This is a genomic window from Azohydromonas lata NBRC 102462 (genome assembly GCF_001571085.1).
Classification (GTDB): domain Bacteria; phylum Pseudomonadota; class Gammaproteobacteria; order Burkholderiales; family Burkholderiaceae_C; genus Azohydromonas; species Azohydromonas lata.
On record NZ_BCTC01000080.1, the window covers coordinates 1 to 18,327 of the forward strand.

The 18,327-nt window shown below is 69.6% G+C and carries 13 protein-coding genes; 5 read left to right on the forward strand and 8 right to left on the reverse strand.

The window, feature by feature from the left end:
- Positions 1 to 360 precede the first annotated feature (360 nt).
- The 3 genes from ALA01S_RS22160 to ALA01S_RS22170 are packed head-to-tail and all read left to right on the forward strand — an operon-like array spanning position 361 to position 5,722.
- Entirely contained in the window at positions 361 to 1,611 is a 1,251-nt protein-coding gene (locus ALA01S_RS22160; RefSeq protein WP_238455891.1) for a response regulator, read from the forward strand.
- Positions 1,608 to 1,817, forward strand: a complete 210-nt coding sequence (locus ALA01S_RS22165) for a hypothetical protein (protein ID WP_066341160.1) — start codon at positions 1,608 to 1,610, stop codon at positions 1,815 to 1,817. Before ALA01S_RS22160 ends, ALA01S_RS22165 begins: the two co-directional genes overlap by 4 nt.
- On the forward strand, positions 1,814 to 5,722 hold the full coding sequence (locus ALA01S_RS22170) for a PAS domain-containing hybrid sensor histidine kinase/response regulator (protein WP_066341163.1): 3,909 nt from the start codon (positions 1,814 to 1,816) through the stop codon (positions 5,720 to 5,722). Before ALA01S_RS22165 ends, ALA01S_RS22170 begins: the two co-directional genes overlap by 4 nt.
- Positions 5,723 to 5,889: 167 nt before the next feature.
- Here ALA01S_RS22170 and ALA01S_RS32110 read toward each other — a convergent pair whose 3' ends face one another.
- A complete protein-coding gene (locus ALA01S_RS32110; protein WP_307189697.1) occupies positions 5,890 to 6,150 on the reverse strand; it encodes a 2Fe-2S iron-sulfur cluster-binding protein in 261 nt (86 codons plus the stop codon).
- A gap of 93 nt (positions 6,151 to 6,243) precedes the next feature.
- On the opposite strand from ALA01S_RS32110, the gene ALA01S_RS22175 reads away from it, so the two are divergent.
- A complete protein-coding gene (locus ALA01S_RS22175) occupies positions 6,244 to 7,146 on the forward strand; it encodes a LysR family transcriptional regulator (RefSeq protein ID WP_066341166.1) in 903 nt (300 codons plus the stop codon).
- Between the two features lie 33 nt (positions 7,147 to 7,179).
- On the opposite strand, the gene ALA01S_RS22180 is transcribed toward ALA01S_RS22175, so the two are convergent.
- The 6 genes from ALA01S_RS22180 to ALA01S_RS22205 form a co-directional block, all read right to left on the reverse strand.
- Positions 7,180 to 8,205 carry a methyltransferase gene (locus ALA01S_RS22180; protein ID WP_066341172.1) on the reverse strand — a complete coding sequence of 342 codons (1,026 nt, stop codon included), beginning with the start codon at positions 8,203 to 8,205 and terminating at the stop codon, positions 7,180 to 7,182.
- Between the two features lie 185 nt (positions 8,206 to 8,390).
- On the reverse strand, positions 8,391 to 8,972 hold the full coding sequence (locus ALA01S_RS22185) for an LOG family protein (protein WP_066341174.1): 582 nt from the start codon (positions 8,970 to 8,972) through the stop codon (positions 8,391 to 8,393).
- A gap of 59 nt (positions 8,973 to 9,031) precedes the next feature.
- The gene (locus tag ALA01S_RS22190; RefSeq protein WP_066341176.1) at positions 9,032 to 10,657 is read right to left on the reverse strand and encodes an OpgD/OpgG family glucan biosynthesis protein; all 1,626 of its coding nucleotides are present in this window, start codon (positions 10,655 to 10,657) and stop codon (positions 9,032 to 9,034) included.
- Between the two features lie 18 nt (positions 10,658 to 10,675).
- Positions 10,676 to 11,932, reverse strand: a complete 1,257-nt coding sequence (locus ALA01S_RS22195; protein ID WP_066341178.1) for a beta-galactosidase — start codon at positions 11,930 to 11,932, stop codon at positions 10,676 to 10,678.
- A 618-nt stretch (positions 11,933 to 12,550) separates the two neighbouring features.
- Entirely contained in the window at positions 12,551 to 13,510 is a 960-nt protein-coding gene (locus ALA01S_RS22200) for a DUF6685 family protein (protein WP_066341185.1), read from the reverse strand.
- A 77-nt stretch (positions 13,511 to 13,587) separates the two neighbouring features.
- Positions 13,588 to 14,907, reverse strand: coding sequence for a porin family protein (locus ALA01S_RS22205; protein ID WP_157119188.1), 1,320 nt, complete (start codon positions 14,905 to 14,907; stop codon positions 13,588 to 13,590).
- Positions 14,908 to 15,375: 468 nt separating this feature from the next.
- Between ALA01S_RS22205 and ALA01S_RS22210 the strand changes: the two genes are divergently transcribed.
- Positions 15,376 to 15,831 carry a hypothetical protein gene (locus ALA01S_RS22210; RefSeq protein WP_157119189.1) on the forward strand — a complete coding sequence of 152 codons (456 nt, stop codon included), beginning with the start codon at positions 15,376 to 15,378 and terminating at the stop codon, positions 15,829 to 15,831.
- Between the two features lie 29 nt (positions 15,832 to 15,860).
- On the opposite strand, the gene lon is transcribed toward ALA01S_RS22210, so the two are convergent.
- On the reverse strand, positions 15,861 to 18,326 hold the full coding sequence (gene lon / locus ALA01S_RS22215) for an endopeptidase La (RefSeq protein ID WP_238455892.1): 2,466 nt from the start codon (positions 18,324 to 18,326) through the stop codon (positions 15,861 to 15,863).
- Between the last annotated feature and the right edge of the window lies 1 nt (position 18,327).

Sequence of the window (18,327 nt, forward strand, 5' to 3'; positions counted from 1 at the left end):
AAGGTTTCAGGCGCGCCAAGCTCTGCGTGCTGAAAGTTCACGAGGCCAAGCATTTCCAGTGCTGTCGATGGTGGGCTTGGCGCGACGCGCACCCGCCACGCCGGCCGCGGCAGACCGGCACTTTGACAGTCAGGCAACGATGCCGCACCGCTGCAGATTGCAACATCCACCGCCGGGCGAGCACGGCCGGTGCGCGGCCCATGGCGGCGGCTTTGAAGAGGCGCCGGTCGAGCGCGGCATCCCCTCACCAAGCCTGGTCGCGTCCGCTCGGCGTGCGCTTGCGCAACTTCAAGCTCGCCGTGCCGTGGCCACGGCATCCAGCTACATATCATTACGACCTTCTCCTGCCGAGGGCCGCGCATGACCATCAGCTTGCAACCCGCCATGACGCCTGAGGAGAGCGCCAAGCCGACGGTGCTCGTCGTCGATGACACGCCGCAAAACCTCAAGCTGTTGGGCGACCTGCTGCAGCCCACGTACCGGGTGCGCGCCACCACCGCAGGCGAGAGCGCGCTGCGCGCGGTGCAGGCCGCCAGGCCCGACCTGATCCTGCTGGACGTGATGATGCCCGGCATGGACGGCTACGAGGTGCTGCGCCGGCTGCAGGCGGACCCGGCCACGCGCGACATTCCCGTCATCTTCATCACCGCGCTGGACGGCGCCGACAGCGAGCGCAAGGGCCTGGCCGAGGGCGCGGTGGACTACATCACCAAGCCCATAGACCCGGCCGTCACCCTGGCGCGCGTGCGCACCCATGTGGAGCTCAAGCGCACGCGCGACCAGCTCGCGCGCCACAACCGGCGGCTGGAACAGGAGGTGGCGCGGCGCCTGCGCCAGAACCTGCTCATCCAGGACCTGAGCCTGCGCGCGCTGGCCTGCTTGGGCGAGGCGCGCGACAGCGAGACCGGCCACCACATCGTGCGCACGCAGGCCTACGTGGAGCTGCTGGCGCGGCGGCTGCGCGACCACCCGCGCTTTGCGTCGGCGCTGCAGGGCCAGCGCCTGGATATGGTGGTGCAGGCCGCGCCGCTGCACGACATCGGCAAGGTGGGCATTGCCGACGCCGTCCTGCTCAAGCCCGGCAAGCTCACGCCAAAGGAGTTCGAGCTGATGAAGGCGCATGCCGCCATTGGCGCCGACGCCATCGCCAAGGCCATGCAAGGCGCCCTGGCCAGCGTCAGCGACGCCGCCGCGCACGAGATGGCCGGCGAGGCCTTCGCCTTCTTGCAGGCGGCGCGCGAGATTGCACAGCACCACCACGAGAAGTGGGACGGCAGCGGCTACCCGCGCGGCCTGGCCGGCGAAGACATTCCCGTCAGCGCCCGCCTGATGGCCCTGGCCGACGTGTTCGACGCCCTCATGTCCCGGCGCGTCTACAAGCCGCCCATGAGCCTGGAGGAGACGACGCGCATCATCGTGGAGGGCAGCGGCCGGCATTTCGACCCCGACGTGGTGGACGCCTTCCTCGCCTGCCGCGAGGAGTTCGCCGCCGTGGCCGGCCGCGTGGCCGATCCGCAGTCCGCGCCGGCACCGGCTGTGGCCCAGGCAGCCGCACAGGCAGCCGCACAGGCAGGGCAGACGGTGACGCAGACGGCGGACAGCGGCACATGAAGCACACGGGACGAACGAGGCTGGGCCTGCACGCGCTACAGGGCTGCGCAGCGCTGTGCGGCGCGGTGGTCCAGGCGGGCGGCTTTCCCAAGGAGGGCATGCTCGCGCCGTTCCGTCCCCTGGGGGACGCCGGCTCCCGCTACGTGGACAGCATTTCCGTGACGCGCCGGCTGCTGCCGGTGCACGCCGTGCAGCAGCAGCCATGAGACTTCAAAGCAGCGGCGTCGCGCCCTTCCTGCGCCTGATCTTCCTGCCCAGCACCGCGCTGGCGCTGGTGCTGGCCGCGCTCAACTACCTGGCGTTCGACCGCCTGTGGGGCGAGCACGAGACCACCCGCACGCAGCAACTGCAGCAAAGTCGGCGCGCAGCCCAGGCCCTCAACCTGGATCACGAGCTCGCTGGCATACAGCGCCTGGTGCTACGCACCCTGGAGCAGACCGGCACGCAGGCCGACCAGGCCGCGCTCCAGCGTGTGCGGGCCGAGCTGGTGGACCGGCTGGCCGCCGTCGAGAAGCAGTGGCCCGCGGCCGCGGACAGTCAGCCCGCCAACGAGGTGCGGCAGGACTTCACCCGCTACCGCCAGTTGGTGACCAGGGCCACCGAGCTGGCCGCCGCCGATCCGCCACAGGCGTGGCGCCAGGCGTTGCAGGCCAGCGACGTCCACCTGCATTTGAGCGAGCACGCGCGGGGCATCGCCGAGTCAACGCTGCACGGCTCGGCCTCGCAGGGCACGGCGCTGCTGCAGGCCCTGGGGCAGCGGCAGGTGCACATCGGCGCGGCCGGCGCGCTGGCGTTGGGCGGGCTCATGCTGTTCTGGCTGCTGGCCGTGCGGCGGCTGACGGCGCGGGTGTCGCTGTTGACCCGGACGCTGCAGTGCCTGTCCGAGGGCAAGCCGGAGCCGGCGCAACTGGCGCAGGTCGAGCAGTTGGCGCAAGGCCGCCCCGGCGTGCTGCCGACGCTGGCGCGCACGGTGCTGGCCTTTCGCAACGCGCTGGCCGCGCGCGACGCCGCCGAAGCCTCGGCCCGCGACAGCGAGGCCCTGATGCAGGCGGTGTTCGACGAGGCGCCCTACGCCATCGAGGTCATAGACACCGACAGCGGCCGCTACGTGCAGGTCAACGCAGCCACCTGCCGGCTGCTGGGCTACGGGCGCGAGGAGCTGTTGGGCATGTCGCTGCAGCAGGTGCAGGCCGGCCTGGCGCCCAAGGCGCTGCAAGACTCCATGGAGCGCACGGTGCGCGACAAGGTGCGCCGGCTCGAAAACGTGCACCGGCGCAAGGACGGCACGCTGTTCGACGTGCGCGTCACCGCCTGCCCGGTGCGCTTGGGCGGGCGCACCTACATGGTGGCGCTGTGGGAGGACATCACGGCGCAAAAGCGCACCGCCGAGGAACTGGAGCGCCACCGCCACCAGCTGGAGCAGCTCGTGGCCGAGCGCACGGCCGAGCTGCACCGCGCCAAGGAAGCGGCCGAGGCCGTCAACCTGGACTTCACGCGCGTGCTGGAGATATCGCCCGACCTCATCGCGCTCAAGGACCGCGAGCACCGCTACAAGGCCGTCAGCCGGGCTTACGCGCAGGCCAACGCGATCGCCGACTGGAAGGCCCTGGCCGGACGCACGGCCGGCGAGGTGCTGGCCCCCGACCTGGCCGCCCTGGTGCGGGCCGACGAGGACGCGCTCATCGCCAGCGGCCACGACGTCATGGTGGTGGAGCGGCACATGCCGCTGGCCGGCTTGGGCGAACGGCTGATCTCCACGACGCGCTGCGTGCTGCGCGATGCCCAGGGCCGCTTCGACGGCTTCCTCACCCAGGCGCGCGACATCACCGACAGCGCGCGCGCCGCCGAGGTGCTGGCCAACAAGGAGGAGCAGCTGCGCACGCTGGTGGAGTCCACCACCGAAGGCATCTTCAGCACCGACATGGAAGGCCGCGTGACGCTGGCCAACCGTGCCGCGGCGCTGCTGCTGGGCTTCGAGGACACGCGCCAGCTCGTGGGCCTGCCGCTGCCGCAGATCGTGCTGTCGCCCCAGGCGCGCCGCGCCGACACCCGCGCCGACGGCTGCCAGGTGCGCCGCGCCTTGCTGGACAACCAGCGCGCGCGCAGCGACACCGAGTGCTTCTGGCGCCGCGACGGCAGCGCCTTCCCCGTCGCCTACTCCGCCGCGCCGCTCACGCGCGACGGCGAGGTCGTGGGCAGCGTGGTGCTGTTCGAGGACATCACGCGGCGCAAGCACGCCGAGGCCGAGCTCAAGCAGGCGCGCGACGCCGCCGAGGCCGCCAACCGCAGCAAGAGCGCCTTCCTGGCCAACATGAGCCACGAGATCCGCACGCCCATGAACGCCATCATCGGCCTGGCGCACCTGCTCAAGCGCGACCTGCGCGAGCCCGTGCAACTGGAGCGGCTGGCCAAGATCTCCACGGCGGCGCACCACTTGTTGGGCGTGATCAACGACATCCTGGACCTCTCCAAGATCGAGGCCGGCAAGCTGCGGCTGGAGACGGCCGACTTCGACGTGGAGCGCGTCGTGGACGACGTGTGCAGCCTGCTGCGCGACAAGGCCGAGGCCAAGGGCCTGGCGCTCATCACGGAGATGGCCGGCCTGCCCCGCGTGCTGCACGGCGACGGGCTGCGCCTGGGCCAGATCCTGCTCAACTTCGTGGGCAACGCCGTGAAGTTCACCGAGGCCGGCCACGTGCGCGTGAGCGCCCGCCTGGCCAGCCCGCCCGGCGCGCCCATGGTGGTGCGCTTCGAGGTGCAGGACAGCGGCATAGGGCTGAGCGCCGAGCAGCAGGAGCGCCTGTTCCAGCCCTTCGAGCAGGCCGACGCCTCCACCACGCGCAAGTACGGCGGCACGGGCCTGGGCCTGGCCATCTGCCGCCGGCTCACGGAGCTGATGGGCGGGCGCATCGGCGTGAGCAGCGAGCCGGGCGTGGGCAGCACCTTCCGCGTGGAGCTGCCCATGGCACGCGGCACGGACAGGGCTTTCGCCCAACCGCCCGTGCCGGTGGCGCCGGCGGCCGAGCTGGAAAACCTGCTGCGCCGCCATGCCGGCGCGCGCGTGCTGCTGGCCGAGGACAACGCCATCAACCAGGAGGTGGCGCGCGAGCTGCTCGCCGGCGTGGGCCTGGACGTGGACGTGGCCGACGACGGCCAGTCCGCCGTGGACAAGGCCCGCGCCACGGCCTACGGCCTGATCCTGATGGACATGCAGATGCCGCGGCTGGACGGCCTGGAGGCCGCGCGGCGCATACGCAGGCTGCCCGCGCACGCAGCCACGCCCATCCTGGCCATGACGGCCAACGCGCTCCACGAGGACCGCGAGCTTTGCCTGGCCGCGGGCATGAACGACCACATCGCCAAGCCGGTGGAGCCGGACGTGCTGTTCCGCACGCTGCTGCGCTGGCTGCCCGCGCCGGCTGCCGCAGCCCAAGCGCCCGGCCCCGCGCCGCAGGCGGCGCCAGGGCCGGCGCAAGAGGCTGATGCGGCACTGCACGCGCAGCTCATGGCCGTGGCCGGCCTGGACGCCGCGGCCGGGCTGCAGCGCACGCGCGGCCGCGTGGCGCTGTACGCCCGCATGCTGGCCCACCTGCGCGACAGCGAGCTGCCGCGCCAGTTGCAACAGCAACTGTCCGCGGGCGACACGGCGGCGCTGGCCTTCAGCGCCCACAGCCTCAAGGGCCTGGCGGCCACGTTGGGTGCGCAGCGGCTGGCCGATGCGGCCGGGGCGCTGGAAGCCGACGCGCGCGGCCGCGGCGCGCCGCCTGCGGCCGCGCACGCGCTGCACCAGCGGGCGCAGGCGGTGCAGGCGGAGTTCCAGGCGCTGAGCACCGCGCTGGCGGCCGCCCTGCCCGCGGACGATGGCGGCGCCGAGCGCGCCGGCACGCCTTCGCCGGCCGCGCTGCAGCAGGCCCGCGCCGTGGCCACGCGGCTGGAGGCACTGCTGGCCGAGGACGACTTCAGCAGCACGCAGCTCTTTCGGGAGCACGAGGCGCTGCTGAGCGCAGCGCTTGGGCCGCGCATGCAGACGCTGGCAAGGCAGCTCGACAACTTCGATTTCGGCCCCGCGCTGGCCACGCTGCGCCAGGCGCTGGGCGCCGCGCCCGCCTGAGCGGCCCGCCGGCGCGGTGGAGGCGGCCCGCCGTCGGCTCAGCGACCACGCCCGCCTTGCGCTTGCGGCACGAGAGCGCTGGGCTTGAACTTTTCGGTGCCCGCTGCCGCCGGGGAGGCGGCGGCGCAGCGGCCGTGGTTGATGAGCAGCACCGCGACCATCCCTGGTCACGGCCGGGTCGGCGGGCTGGAAGGATGTCGTTGTCGATGCGGGTCCGCGGCCCGCGGGCGCTGCATTTGCGCACCGCCGTCCATCACCTCGCCTTCGCCCACGCGGCAGCGGCAGGTGCCGCAGCGCCCGGCCGTGCAGCTGTAGGACGGGGGCAGCTGGTGCTCGCGCAGCACTTCCAGCAGGTTGGCGCCGGGCTGGACGTCAAGCCGCGCTGCAGAGGTTGAACGAGGACTTCCATGGCAGTGCGGTAATGGCACGAAGCGATGGCGTGCATGCTCCAAGTTTGCCTACATTCAGCCAATGGATTGGACTGAATACACTGCATCACCAAAATCAATGAAGAGGCGGCGATGGAGCTGGAAGAGATCGACCTGAACCTGCTGATCGTCTTCAACCAGTTGCTGGTCGAGAAACGGGTGTCCAGGGTGGCGGAGAACCTGGGCTTGACCCAGCCCGCGGTGAGCAATGCGCTGGCGAGGCTGCGCAAGTTGCTGGGCGATGACTTGTTCACGCGCACGCCCAAAGGGATGGAGCCCACGCCCTACGCCGAGCAGTTGGCCGAGTCGGTGAGCTACGCGCTGGGCATGATCCGCAGTGCGCTCAACCAGAAGAGCGGCTTCGACCCGGCCACCGCGCGGCGGGCTTTCACCATGGGCATGAACGACATCGGCGAGATCTGGTTCCTGCCTCGGCTGGTGGCGGCGCTCATGCAGGCCGCGCCCAACGTGACCATCAGCACCGTGCGCAATGCGTCGGTGAACCTCAAGGACGAGATGGAAGCGGCCAAGGTGGACCTGGCCGTGGGCCTGCTGCCGCAACTCAAGGCCGGGTTCTTCCAGCGCCGCATCCTGCAGACGCGCTACGTCTGCCTGATGCGCAAGGGCCACCAACTCGACAAGCGACGCATCACGCTGCAGGAGTTCTGCGCGGCCGAGCACGTGGCGGTGATCGCGCAAGGCACGGGGCACGGCCTGGCCGACGAGGTGATGCAGCGCAGCGGGGTGCAGCGCCGGGTGCGGCTGACCGTGCCGCACTTCACGGCCGTGGCCCACATCGTCCAGAACACCGACCTGCTGGCCACCGTGCCCGAGACGCTTGCGCAGCGCATCGCCGCGCCCTTTGGACTGTCCTACGCGGCGCATCCCGTGGAGATGCCCGTGCCGTCCATCAACCTGTTCTGGCACGCCCGCATGCACAAGGACCCGGCCAACGTGTGGCTGCGCAACTTCATCGTCGAGCTGTTCGCCGCATGAGCCCGCCGGGCCTGCCGCGGCGCGGCGCGGCCTTTACTTGTAGGCGATGGCCGCGCTGCCCGGCCCGGCCAGCGGCAGCACCTCGGTGCGCCTGAAGCCGACCTGCCGCGCCCAGCGGCTGAAGTCGGCGCCCGTGTAGTCGAAGGCGTCGCCGAACTCGATGAGCATGTTCAGCGACATCAGCAGGCCGAAGGCGTTGTGGCGGCGCTCGTCGTCTATGAGGTTGTCCACGGCGATGAGGCAGCCCCCCGGCGGCAGGGCCGCCCAAGCCCTGCGCATGAGCTGCAGCTTCTTCTCCAGGTTCCAGTCGTGCAGGATCATGCCCATGGTGATGACGTCGGCCTGCGGGAAGGGATCGTTGAAGAAGTCAAAGGGTTGCGCCTGCACCCTGTCGGACATGCCGCGCTCGGCGATCTTGCGCCGCGCGATGTCCGTGACCTTGGGCAGGTCCAGCGACGTGCAGTACAGGTGCGGGTGGCGCGCCGCCACCAGGCAGGCGAGCTGGCCCGTGGCGCCGCCCACGTCGGCCAGCGTCAGGTAGGGGCTGAAGTCGAACTTCTCGGCCAACAGCGCGAAGTTGCCGGCCGAGATGCCGCTCATCGCGGCCATGAACTGCTCCAGCCGCGCCGGGTTCTCGTACAGCTTGGCGAACAGCGGCTCGCCCGTGTGCTTGATCTCGTTTTGCGGCTGCCCCGTGCGCAGCGCCTGGGTGAGGTCGCCCCAGAAGCGGTAGAGCCTGTCGTTGGCCATCTCCAGCATGCCGCCCATGTAGGCCGGCGAGCGGCGGTCGAGGAAGTGCTGCGTCTCGGCCGTGTTGCTGTAGCAGGCCCGCGCGCCCTGCCCCTCGCGCTGCAGGAAGCCCAGCGCCAGCAGCGTGTCGAAGAAGTCCGGGACGGCGCGCTGGTGCAGGCCCAGCCGTACGCGCAGTTGCTCGCCGGTGAGCGGCCCCTCGGCCAGCACCGTGAACACGCCCAGCTCCACGGCGGAGAGCAGGGCCTTGGAGCCCCAGAAGGCGGCGCCGGTCTGCAGGATGCGGTCGGGGGAAAGCGAAGCGGTCATGCGTGGATCTCCTGGCGGTCGTGAGCGGGTGGGAGGCCGCTGTCGAAGCGGCGTCGCAGTGCGGCTGCAACGGGAGCGCAGTGTCCGCAGGCCAGGGCCCTGGCGCATCGTTCCGGGGGGTGGACAGGACATCCCCCGCAAGGTGGAACGTGCGGCGGGACGGGCTCAGCGCGGAGCGAACCCCATCACGACCCGGGCTGGCCTATCCACTTGTCCACCACCGGCGGCTGCCAGGCGGCCAGGGCATCGAGCAGCCGCGCGGGGTCGGACTCGACCACGACCATGTCGCGGTGCTCGGCCTTCATGAAGCCCTCGGCCACCGCGCGGTCCAGCATGGCGCGCAGCGGCTCGTAGTAGCCATTGACGTTGAGCACGCCGCAGGCTTTCACGTGCTCGCCCAACTGCGTGAGCGTGGCGGCTTCGAACAACTCCTCGAAGGTGCCCAGGCCGCCGGGCAGGGCCACGAAGGCGTCGGCCAGCTCGCCCATGCGCGTCTTGCGCTCGCGCATGGTGGGCACGAGCTCGTGCGCCGAGAGCTTGCCGTGCAGGTGGCCCCGCGCGTGCAGCTTGTGCGTGATCACGCCCGTGGCCGAGCCGCCGGCGGCCAGCACCGCGTCGGCCACCACGCCCATGAGGCCCTTGGTGGTGCCGCCATAGACCAGCCGCAGGCCCCGCGCGGCCATCTCCCGCCCAAGGGCCGCGGCGGCCTCGGCATAGGCCGGCGACGCGCCGAAGTTGGAACCGCAAAACACCGCCACGCCACGCATCGTCGACACCTTCCGCCTCCAAGAAACCGGGGTTGTAACCCGGCCCGCGGCGCGCGGGCTCAGAACGCCCGCTGCGCCGCTGCGGGCGGCGTCCACTGGTAGGTCCAGGTCTCGGTGAGCGGGCGGCCCTGGTAGCGCAGGAACAGGCGCAGCTCTATGGGCTCCACCGAGTCGTCCATGGGGCGCAGGTCGAACATGGCGCGCCAGCCGCGCAGGGCGTTGAGCGGGCGGGCGGACGTGATCTCCACCTGGCCGCGCGAAGCCCAGATCACCGGCTCCACCTGCGCGTTGCCGCTGAGCAGGCTGAAGTCGCCGCCGGCAAAGTCCACGGCAAAGCGCTGCGAGAAATAGCTGCGCTTTTGCCCCACCACGCCGCCCAGGCCCGTGCGCGTGGCCACGGCCTGCGCCAGGCGCGGCAGCGCGGGCGGCTGCGCGCCCCAGTGCAACTGGTAGCTGAACAGCCGCTCCTCGCCCGGCACCAGCGGCTGCGCGGGGTTCCAGAAGGCGACGATGTTGTCGTTGGTTTCGTCGTCGGTGGGCAGCTCCACCAGGTTGATGGCGCCCTTGCCCCAGCCCGCCCTGGGCGTCACCCACAGGCTAGGCCGCTTCTCGTAGAAGACGCCGTCGTCCTGGTAGTGGTCGAAGTCGCGGTCGCGCTGCAGCAGGCCGAAGCCGCGCGGGTTCTCGTCGGTGAAGGCCGAGAAGCGCAGCGAGGCGGGGTTGGTGAGCGGGCGCCACAGCCACTCGCCCTGCCCGCTCCAGACGGCCAGGCCGTCGGAGTCGTGCACCTCGGGGCGCCAGTCGTTGGCCACCCGGCGGTCGTTCTCGCCGTACTGGAACATGCTGGTCAGCGGCGCGATGCCCAGCCGCTCCACGGCCTTGCGCGGGTACAGCGCCGCGTCCACGTCCATCACCAGCGTGTTGCCGGGACGGATGTCGAAGCGGTAGGCGCCGGCCACGCTGGGCGAGTCCATGAGGGCGTAGACCGTCATCACGTCGCTGCCCGCGGCCGGGCGCTCGAACCAGAAGTCGGTGAAGCTGGGGAACTCCTCGGCGCGCCCCAGGCCGGTGTCCACCGCCAGGCCGCGCGCCGACAGGCCGTACTGGCGCTCCCCGCCCACGGCGCGGAAGTAGCTCGCGCCCAGGAAGGCCGCCACGTCGCTGCGCCAGTCGGTATGGAAATCCACCCGGAAGCCGGCAAAGCCCAGGTTGGCCGGCAGCCTCACGTTGCGCAGGCCGCTCTTGCCGTAGTCGAACATCTCCGGGTCGTAGGCGAGCTGGCGCGCCTGGCCGCCGACCACCTCGTGCATGCGCACGGCCGACTTGAAGAACAGGCCCAGGTGGAAGAACTTCAGCCGGAAATTGCTGTCGGCGTCATTCGCCCACAAGGCGTGGTCGTCGCGGTACTGGATGGCCTGGTACTGGTCCCAGTCCAGCGCGGCGACCTCGCGCGGCAGGTTCTCGGCGGGCGCCTTGTACGCCGCGGCGGCCTTGGTGCGCGCCAGGCCCTTGAGCCAGGCGTAATCGAAGGGCTGGGCCGGCGTGAGCGTGGAGGCCGCGGCCGCCGCGGGCGTGGCCGCCGCAGCCGTCTTGGGCGCGGCGGCCTCGGCCGCCAAGGCGCGGTGCAGCGGGATTCCGAACGCGGCGAGCGCTGCGGCGGCGCGGGCGAATTGGCGTCTATGCATCGGCTGAAGTGTTCTCCGTCAGAGCGCCTTCACGCAGGCGCCCAAGTTCGAGGGACAGTCGCTGTTCAAGCCGCCGGCGCCGTCGCGGGGGAAGGCTTCCGACTGGAACATCCGCAGCACCTGGTTGTAGGGCATCAAGGGGCGGATGAGCGTGCGGCTCCAGAACAGGTAGTTCGCATGCAGCCGATTTTGGGCGAAGGCGTGCAACTCCTTCACGCTCGGGGGTGAATGTGGGCCGTTGTGCGAGCGGGCGAAGTAGTTCTCAGGCTGCACCGACGGGCCGATGGGCACCTTGCCGCGGGCGCGGTCGTAGAGCGGGTAGGTGACGCGGTTGAGGTCGTGGTCGTTGAGGAAGGTGTCCGGCCCGCCCACGCCCACCGAGGAGCGGATCATGTTCTCCACCAGGCCCGGCATGTAGGGTGCGGGGAAGTTGACGAACTGCAGCACCACGGTGTTGGGGAAGGCGCGGCGCGTGGCCGTGTCCACCTGCGCGAGGTTGTCGAAGAAGGCGTCGGTCTGCTTGCGCGACAGCGGCTGCAGCGTGCGGCCCATGGCCGTCTCGTTGAAGGCCACGCCCTCCACCGAGTTGTTCGCGTTGTAGCGCCGGCCCAGCGCCGTGGTCAGCGCGATGAGGCGGTCGCGCACCTTGCTGTTGTGCAGCGCGGCGTTCTCGCCGTAGGTGTCGCTGGAGCCCAGGGTGGACTTGGCGTTGATGCGGATCTTGTAGGCGCCGCCGTCGTACTCGCCGGTGTGCATGTAGTCCGGCACGGCGCGCACGCCGGCGCGGAAGGCCTTGGTCTCCACCATGATGAAGACGCGCTTGCCGTAGGCGCGGGCAAGCTCGATGTCGCGGTCTATGCCGGAGAACTGGTAGTCGCCCTTGCGCGGCTCCATCTGGCGCCAGTTGTAGCGAAGCAGCAGGCCCTTGACCTGCGGAAAGCGCTGGATTTCCTTGAGCGCCTGGATGACGGAGGCGTCATCGCGGCGGCTCAGGGCGATGTAGTGGCCGGGGTTCCACTTCACGCGCTGGCCGCTGGCCAGGCCGGCCGACAGCGGTTTGGCCTGCTGGCTGGCGAAGAAGGCTTGCGACAGCGCCTCGTCCTCGTGCAGCTCCCAGGGCGCGGGCTCCACGGACATGGCGCCTTCGTCCGCGCTGTCCTCGCCGCCGTCGGCAGCGGCCAGCGAAGCCGTCGCCAGGCTGTCCGACGGCGCCGACGACGACGCCTGCAGCCCCTGGGCGGCTTCACTCGTGCTCAGCGATGCCGTGGGCTCCATGCCATCGGCGGCGTCACCGCCGCCACCACAGGCCGCCAAAAGGGAGGCCGCACAAAAAATGGAAACGCCCAGAAGCGGGCGATATTGAATGCTGCGCATCCGGTATTCACTTGCTGTAAATGCAGCGGATGGTTGAACGCTGGGCTGCATATACCAGCCCAGGCCGCCGTGGCGGCACCGGTGAAAGTACCGGCACACAAATCCGCATATTCAAGACAGGATGGAGACATACACCCCACCCGCGAGCCGCGGACTTTAAGCGCGCTTCACCGAAAAACTGGCGCGTACGAAAACTTGCATAATCGCCAATGGTGAAAAATGGTTTAATCAGGTTAACCGTGTCAGTTTTTTTGCGTGAAATTGCTTCAATGTTTCAGCGCATACACGAAACAGAATAACCGTGGGGATGGCGGGTTATATTGGTGTACAGAGGCAAACAATCCGCCAACGCATTCATTTTCAAACAATTCAGTGGCGACTTATTCTAGAAATCAAAGCTTTTGACAAATATCCAACACAAATACTCGATACAGCATGAACGCGGAGCGTGCAGCCCGGCTTGGGAGCCGCCAGGCCTGCAGGGGGCACAGGGAGCTTACGGGGGCCCTGTGCCTCCCTTCAGGCCGCCTGTGCCTGCGTGCCCTCGCGCTGGCGCACGAGGTAGATGTGCTGGCGCAGCACCAGCGCCGAGAGGTGCTTACCCACGTCCGGCAGCCCGGCGGCGCGCAGCTCGGCCGCGGCGGCCTGGGCACGGCGGTCACCCCGGGGCAGGAACAGCACCTGCGCCTGCGCGTGGGGCTGCGGCATGGGTTTCCACAAATAAGGCGCGCGCAGGCGGCGCAGCGCGTCGTGCAGCCCGGCAATGGCCTGCGGGTCGCGCGTGGACAAGGCGAACAGCTCGAAATCCCGGCGCAGCCCGCTCACGGCCAGCGGTTCGAGCGAGCATTGGCGCAATTCGCCGGCCAGCGGCACGGCCTGCCCAATCTGCCCGGCAATGAAGCGTGCCGCCGCGAATTGCGGCGAGCCGCCGCCGTTGAGCAGGAATATCCGGCCGTCCCACAGCGGCTGCAGAAAATACTCCGCCGGCTTGGGCCGGCGCAGAAACCGCAATTCCTTGTGCGACAGCAACGCATTGAGACGGGCGCGCGTGATTTCACTCAGGTGTGAGCGGGCGCGAGTTTGCGCATAAACGTCCAGCGAATCGAATTTCACCAGCTCCGCACGGTTGGCCTGCAGGCCCGCCACGTCGCGGATGTCGCCCCGCCACTGCGGCTGGCGCGTGACGGTGGCCAGGCGCAACAAATCTTGCCGCACCTGGCGCTGGGGTTTGTATTTGAAATTGCGCTGCGTTTTCCAGCCCGGCAGCTCGCCGGGCCCATACGCTTCGCCACCGTCGCGCCAGGCATCGCCCCATTCATGCCAGCACGTGATATTTCCAGCGGCCAGGCCTGCCGGCAATATTTCCAACCCGGTGCGCAAAGCCTCGGTTTGCTCCTGCAAGAACCGCCGCAGCGTCACCGGCACGCCCAATTGCTCGCGCACCAGCGTCGTGACCAGTGCCAAACCCCGCTTGAACATGTTCCAATTTCCAAAAGTCAATGGCCCGCACCGAATTCATATCGGTGCGGGCCTGAATTTTCAACAATGAAGCCGCATTACCGCAGCAAGGCCGTCAGCTCACAGTTCACGGTATTGGCCTTGAAAGGGAAACTCAGGTTGGAATTCGTGCTGCGGGATTCGCGGCCGACGTTGCAGCCTGCGGAAACATTGCGCGTCGCATTCCAGGTGGCGCCCAGGCTGGCTTGGCGGGTTTTGTCCGTACCGGTGAGGTTTTGAATGCCGCCACCGGCATCCGCCACCGGGTTCACCAGTTTCCGGTTGCTGTACCGCAAATTGGCGTTGACGTTGATCTTGCCGGTTGCAGCCCAAGTCCCTTCCAAAATGGCGGTGTTGGTGACACGCGAGGTGGCGGTGGCCACTTCGGTCACGCTGGTGGGCACCAGGCGGTCGGTATCGTCGGAATCGCGCACCAGCGAGGTGGCAAAGCTCAGTTTGCCCGTGGGCTGCCAGCGCCAGCGCAGCATGCCGTTGAAACCGGAGAAATCCCGCCGCGTGGAAAGGTCGTATCTGCGCTGCTCGTAGCCTATGCGGCCGTCCAGGTTGCTTTTGCCGGTCACGGTCCAATCGCCCGTGAACTCTATGCCGTGGCTCTTGTATTTGTCCGGATCGCTCAGCAGGCCGGTGGAAAATCGGGAAAATGGATATTCACCCCGCGCTTCGACGGCCGCCACACCCATGGTCAACAAATCGCTGGGCCGGTAGCGCACGCCGGCACGCACGGCCTTGCGGTCGTTGTTGCGAAAGCGATAGGCCTCGGCGGAATAATCCGTCTTGCGTGAATTGAAAGCGACGAAGGGCTGCACCTTGCTGCGCAGGTTGCCGCGCTGCGCCGTGGCGGTGAAAGTCCGCTCGGTCTTGATATTGCGCTCACGCAGCACGGTGGTCGAAAAAGGCGAACCATAAGAGGCCAGAGTCCGTTCCGAATCGGCCTTGACCTGCCCGGAAAAATTGTTGACCGTTTCCCAGTCCACCCCGGCGCTGGATTTATGGCCGGTGTTGTCCAATTCCTTGAGCGTATTGAAACGCTGGCGGCGCACCGTGACGTCAGCAAATATTCGCTGCCGGCCAATGGGCTTGTCTATGCCGGCCAGGACGGAGCCGGTGGTGTAGGAATCGGAGCGCGGGCCCAATTCCTCGGGCAGGCGAAAGACGTTGGAATCCCGGCCGCGGCCGACGGCGGCACCCAAATAATAGGGGCTGGATTCTTCCTGCGCCGGCGCAACGGGCGCCGCCACGGGCGCGTCTTTTTGCGGCACATTGACATACGGTCGGGGCTGCGCCCAACCCATATCGGCCGCCAGCAGCAGCAGGCAGCCGGCCAGCGTCAAATACCTGCCTGGCAAGTGGTCGGTCACGGCGAGTCTCCATCAGCGGAGCCTGGACGCGGGCCGATACCCCATGCAACTCAACACAGCCCATTTGCCATGTGTGCGTTTGATACATTTCCCCGCGCCGGGCGTTAATTTCAGGAAGGCAAGCCGGATGGTAGGTCATGGCCGAGGCCATCGCCTCCAGGCGTCGCGATTTCGCCACGCCGTCCATTTGGCGGGTTTTACATGGATCAGGAAATGCGCTTGCAAACCAAAATGGTGGCCAAGCTCCAGACAATTCTTGATTCACAAGTAATGTAACGGCGCTTGTGCTTACTTCCGGCCATTCATAAGCGATTTTCCGGCCAGCCTGGATTTCAAAGCGCGTTTGCGGCGAACGCTTTGCACGGCATGCCGCGTCGCCCGGCGCTGCAGGGCCACGCTCAGCCGGCGCCCCGCTTGCTGCCCCGAAAGGCAGCAGCCGTCGCAGCGACGGCACCCGAGGAGTTGTCCATGCGAGCCATCCATCACCCCATGCGCCTGGCCTTGGCGGGCCTGGCCCTGGCCGCCACCGCGCTGGCCCATGCGCAAGGCAGCGGCACCACCAGCGGCGACGGCGGCGCGGGTGGCAGCGCCAATCCCAGCGGCAACAGCACGCCCACGGGCCCGGGCGGCCCCAGCGGTGGCGCCATCGTGGTGTCACCCAACGGCGGCTCCGGCTTGGGCGGCGCGGGCGCACCCACCGCGCCGGGCGGGACGGTGCCGCGCAGCGGCAGCAGCGACGGCACGGGCTCCGGCCTGGACGGGCGTGTCGTGGACGGGGCCAACGGCAGCGGCCCGGGACTCAGGCCGCCAGCCGCTGCGCGGCCTTCCACCGGCGCGGGCTCCAGCCAAAGCAGCGGCGCCAGCGGGAGCGCAAGCAGCCCTGGCAGCCCCAGCGGCCAGGGCAGCGGCGGCCCGGCGCGCTGAGCGCCCAGCCGCGCCGCGGCGCCGCCAGCTCAGGCCGCCGCCTCCTCCTGCGTGACGGCCACGGCCGGCTCCAGGGCCAGGGCGACGGCCTCGTCCACCCGCTCCAGCCACACGAACTCCAGCTGCGCCCGCGCCTCCTGCGGGATGTCCTCCAGGTCGCGGCGGTTGCGCGCGGGCAGCATCACGGTCTTGATGCCGGCGCGCAGCGCGGCCAGCACCTTTTCCTTGATGCCGCCCACGGGCAGCACCAGGCCGCGCAGGCTGATCTCGCCCGTCATGGCCACGTCGGCGCGCACCGGGCGGCCGCTGAGCAGCGAGGTCAGCGCCACGAACATGGCCACGCCCGCGCTGGGCCCGTCCTTGGGCGTGGCGCCCGCAGGCACGTGCACGTGCACGTCGGCCCGGTCGAGCGCCTCCGCCGCAATGCCCAAGGCCCCCGCGCGGCCCTTCACCAGCGACAGCGCGGCCTGCACGCTTTCCTTCATCACGTCACCCAACTGGCCGGTGAGGATCAAACGGCCGCTGCCCGCCGTGCGCGCCGCCTCGATGAAGAGGATTTCGCCCCCCACCGGCGTCCACGCCAGCCCCGTGGCCACGCCCGGAATGCCCGCGCGCATGGCCACCTCGGCCTCGAACCGCTTGGGCCCCAGCACGGCCGGCAGGTCGGCCGCGTCCACCGTCATCGCCGTCACGCTGCCCTCGGCCACGCGCACCGCCACGTGGCGGCAGACGCTGCCCACCTCGCGCTCCAGGTTGCGCACGCCGGCCTCGCGGGTGTAGTCGGCCACGATGGCGGCCAGCGCCGCGTCGGTGACGCGGCACTGCGCCTCGGTCAGGCCCGCGGCGGCGAGCTGGCGCGGCAGCAGGTAGCGGCGGGCGATCTCCAGCTTCTCCTGGTTGGTGTAGCCCGGAAGCTGTATGACCTCCATGCGGTCGCGCAGCGGGCCGGGAATGGTGTCCAGCATGTTGGCCGTGCACACGAACATCACCTTGGACAGGTCGTAGGGCACGGCCAGGTAGGTGTCCCGGAAGCTGTTGTTCTGCTCCGGGTCCAGCACCTCCAGCAGCGCCGCGGCCGGGTCGCCGTGCACGCCGCCGGCGCCGAGCTTGTCGATCTCGTCCAGCATGATCAGCGTGTGCCGCGTGCCGGCCTTGCGCAGCGCCTGCACGATGTTGCCCGGCAGCGCGCCGATGTAGGTGCGCCGGTGGCCGCGGATCTCCGACTCGTCGTGCACGCCGCCCAGGCTCACGCGCTGGAAGGCGCGCCCCGTGGCCTTGGCGATGCTCTGGCCCAGCGAGGTCTTGCCCACGCCCGGCGGCCCCGCGAAGCACAGGATGGGGCTGCGCCCGCTGGGGTTGAGCTTGTGGACGGCCAGGTGCTCCAGGATGCGGCGCTTGATCTTCTCCAGGCCGAAGTGGTCCGCGTCCAGGATGCGCCGCGCCTCGGGAATGTCTATGCCGGCGGGCTCCGGGTTGCGCCAGGGCAGCTCGGTCAGCCACTCCAGATACGTGCGCACCATGGAGTGCTCGGCCGCGGCCTCGGGCATGCGCTCCAGCCGCTTGAGCTCCTTGCGGGCGGCCTTTTCCACGTCGTCCGGCATGCCGGCCTCGGCGATGGCGGCGTCCAGCTCGGCGATGTCGGCGCTGTTCTCGTCGTCCTCGCCCAGCTCCTTCTGGATCACGCGCATCTGCTCGCGCAGCAGGTGCTTGCGGTTGACGTCGCCAATGGACTCGCGCGTGCGGTCGGCCACGTCGCGCGAGACCTTGAGCACTTCCAGGCGGTGCGTGACGGCGGCAAGCAGCCTGTCCAGCCGCGACTTGAGATCGAAGGTCTCCAGCAGCGACTGCTTCTCCGCCACCGGGATGTCCAGCACGCTGCAGACGGCGTCGGCCAGTTGCGCGGGCTGCTCCAGCGCCTGCAGCGCGGCGCTCATCTCCGCGGGCACCTGCGGCAGCAGTTGCAGCGTCTGCATGGCGCGGTCCTTGAGCGCGCGGGCGCGGCCCTCGATCTCCGGATCGCCGCGCGCCGGATCGTCGATGTACTGCACCTGCGCCACCGGGAAGGGCCAGCCCTCCAGGAACTGCAGCACGCGAAAGCGCCGCACGCCGCGGCCCACCAGATGGTGGCTGCCATCGGGGGCGGTCAGGTAGCGCATCACGGCCACGCTGGTGCCCACCCAGTGCAGCTCGTCGGGGCGGGGGTCGTCCACGTCGGCCTTGCTCTGCAGCAGCGCGCCCACGGGCTTTTCCTGGCGCACGGCCTCCTGCACGGCAGCCTGCGACAGCGTGCGGCCCACCAGCAGCGGCACGACGGTGTTGGGGAAGACCACGGCGTCGCGCAGGGGCAGCACGATCAGTGCGTCTTCCGGAATGGGTTTTACAGGCCGCGCCGGAGCGACCGAGGGCGACGGCGCAGCCGGAGCGGCAGCGCCGGCACCGGTCGAGGCATCCAGCATCGAGGACAGGAACCGGATGGACGGCTTGAAGCGTTCCATG

Coding starts and splice junctions, on each gene's coding strand:
- ALA01S_RS22160 (WP_238455891.1), top strand. CDS start 361: ATGACCATCAGCTTGCAACCCGCCATGACGCCTGAGGAGAGCGCCAAG.
- ALA01S_RS22180 (WP_066341172.1), bottom strand. CDS start 8,205: ATGACCGCTTCGCTTTCCCCCGACCGCATCCTGCAGACCGGCGCCGCC.
- ALA01S_RS22200 (WP_066341185.1), bottom strand. CDS start 13,510: ATGTTCAAGCGGGGTTTGGCACTGGTCACGACGCTGGTGCGCGAGCAA.
- lon (WP_238455892.1), bottom strand. CDS start 18,326: ATGGAACGCTTCAAGCCGTCCATCCGGTTCCTGTCCTCGATGCTGGAT.
- ALA01S_RS22190 (WP_066341176.1), bottom strand. CDS start 10,657: ATGCATAGACGCCAATTCGCCCGCGCCGCCGCAGCGCTCGCCGCGTTC.
- ALA01S_RS22210 (WP_157119189.1), top strand. CDS start 15,376: ATGCGAGCCATCCATCACCCCATGCGCCTGGCCTTGGCGGGCCTGGCC.
- ALA01S_RS22175 (WP_066341166.1), top strand. CDS start 6,244: ATGGAGCTGGAAGAGATCGACCTGAACCTGCTGATCGTCTTCAACCAG.
- ALA01S_RS22185 (WP_066341174.1), bottom strand. CDS start 8,972: ATGCGTGGCGTGGCGGTGTTTTGCGGTTCCAACTTCGGCGCGTCGCCG.
- ALA01S_RS22170 (WP_066341163.1), top strand. CDS start 1,814: ATGAGACTTCAAAGCAGCGGCGTCGCGCCCTTCCTGCGCCTGATCTTC.
- ALA01S_RS22165 (WP_066341160.1), top strand. CDS start 1,608: ATGAAGCACACGGGACGAACGAGGCTGGGCCTGCACGCGCTACAGGGC.
- ALA01S_RS22195 (WP_066341178.1), bottom strand. CDS start 11,932: ATGGAGCCCACGGCATCGCTGAGCACGAGTGAAGCCGCCCAGGGGCTG.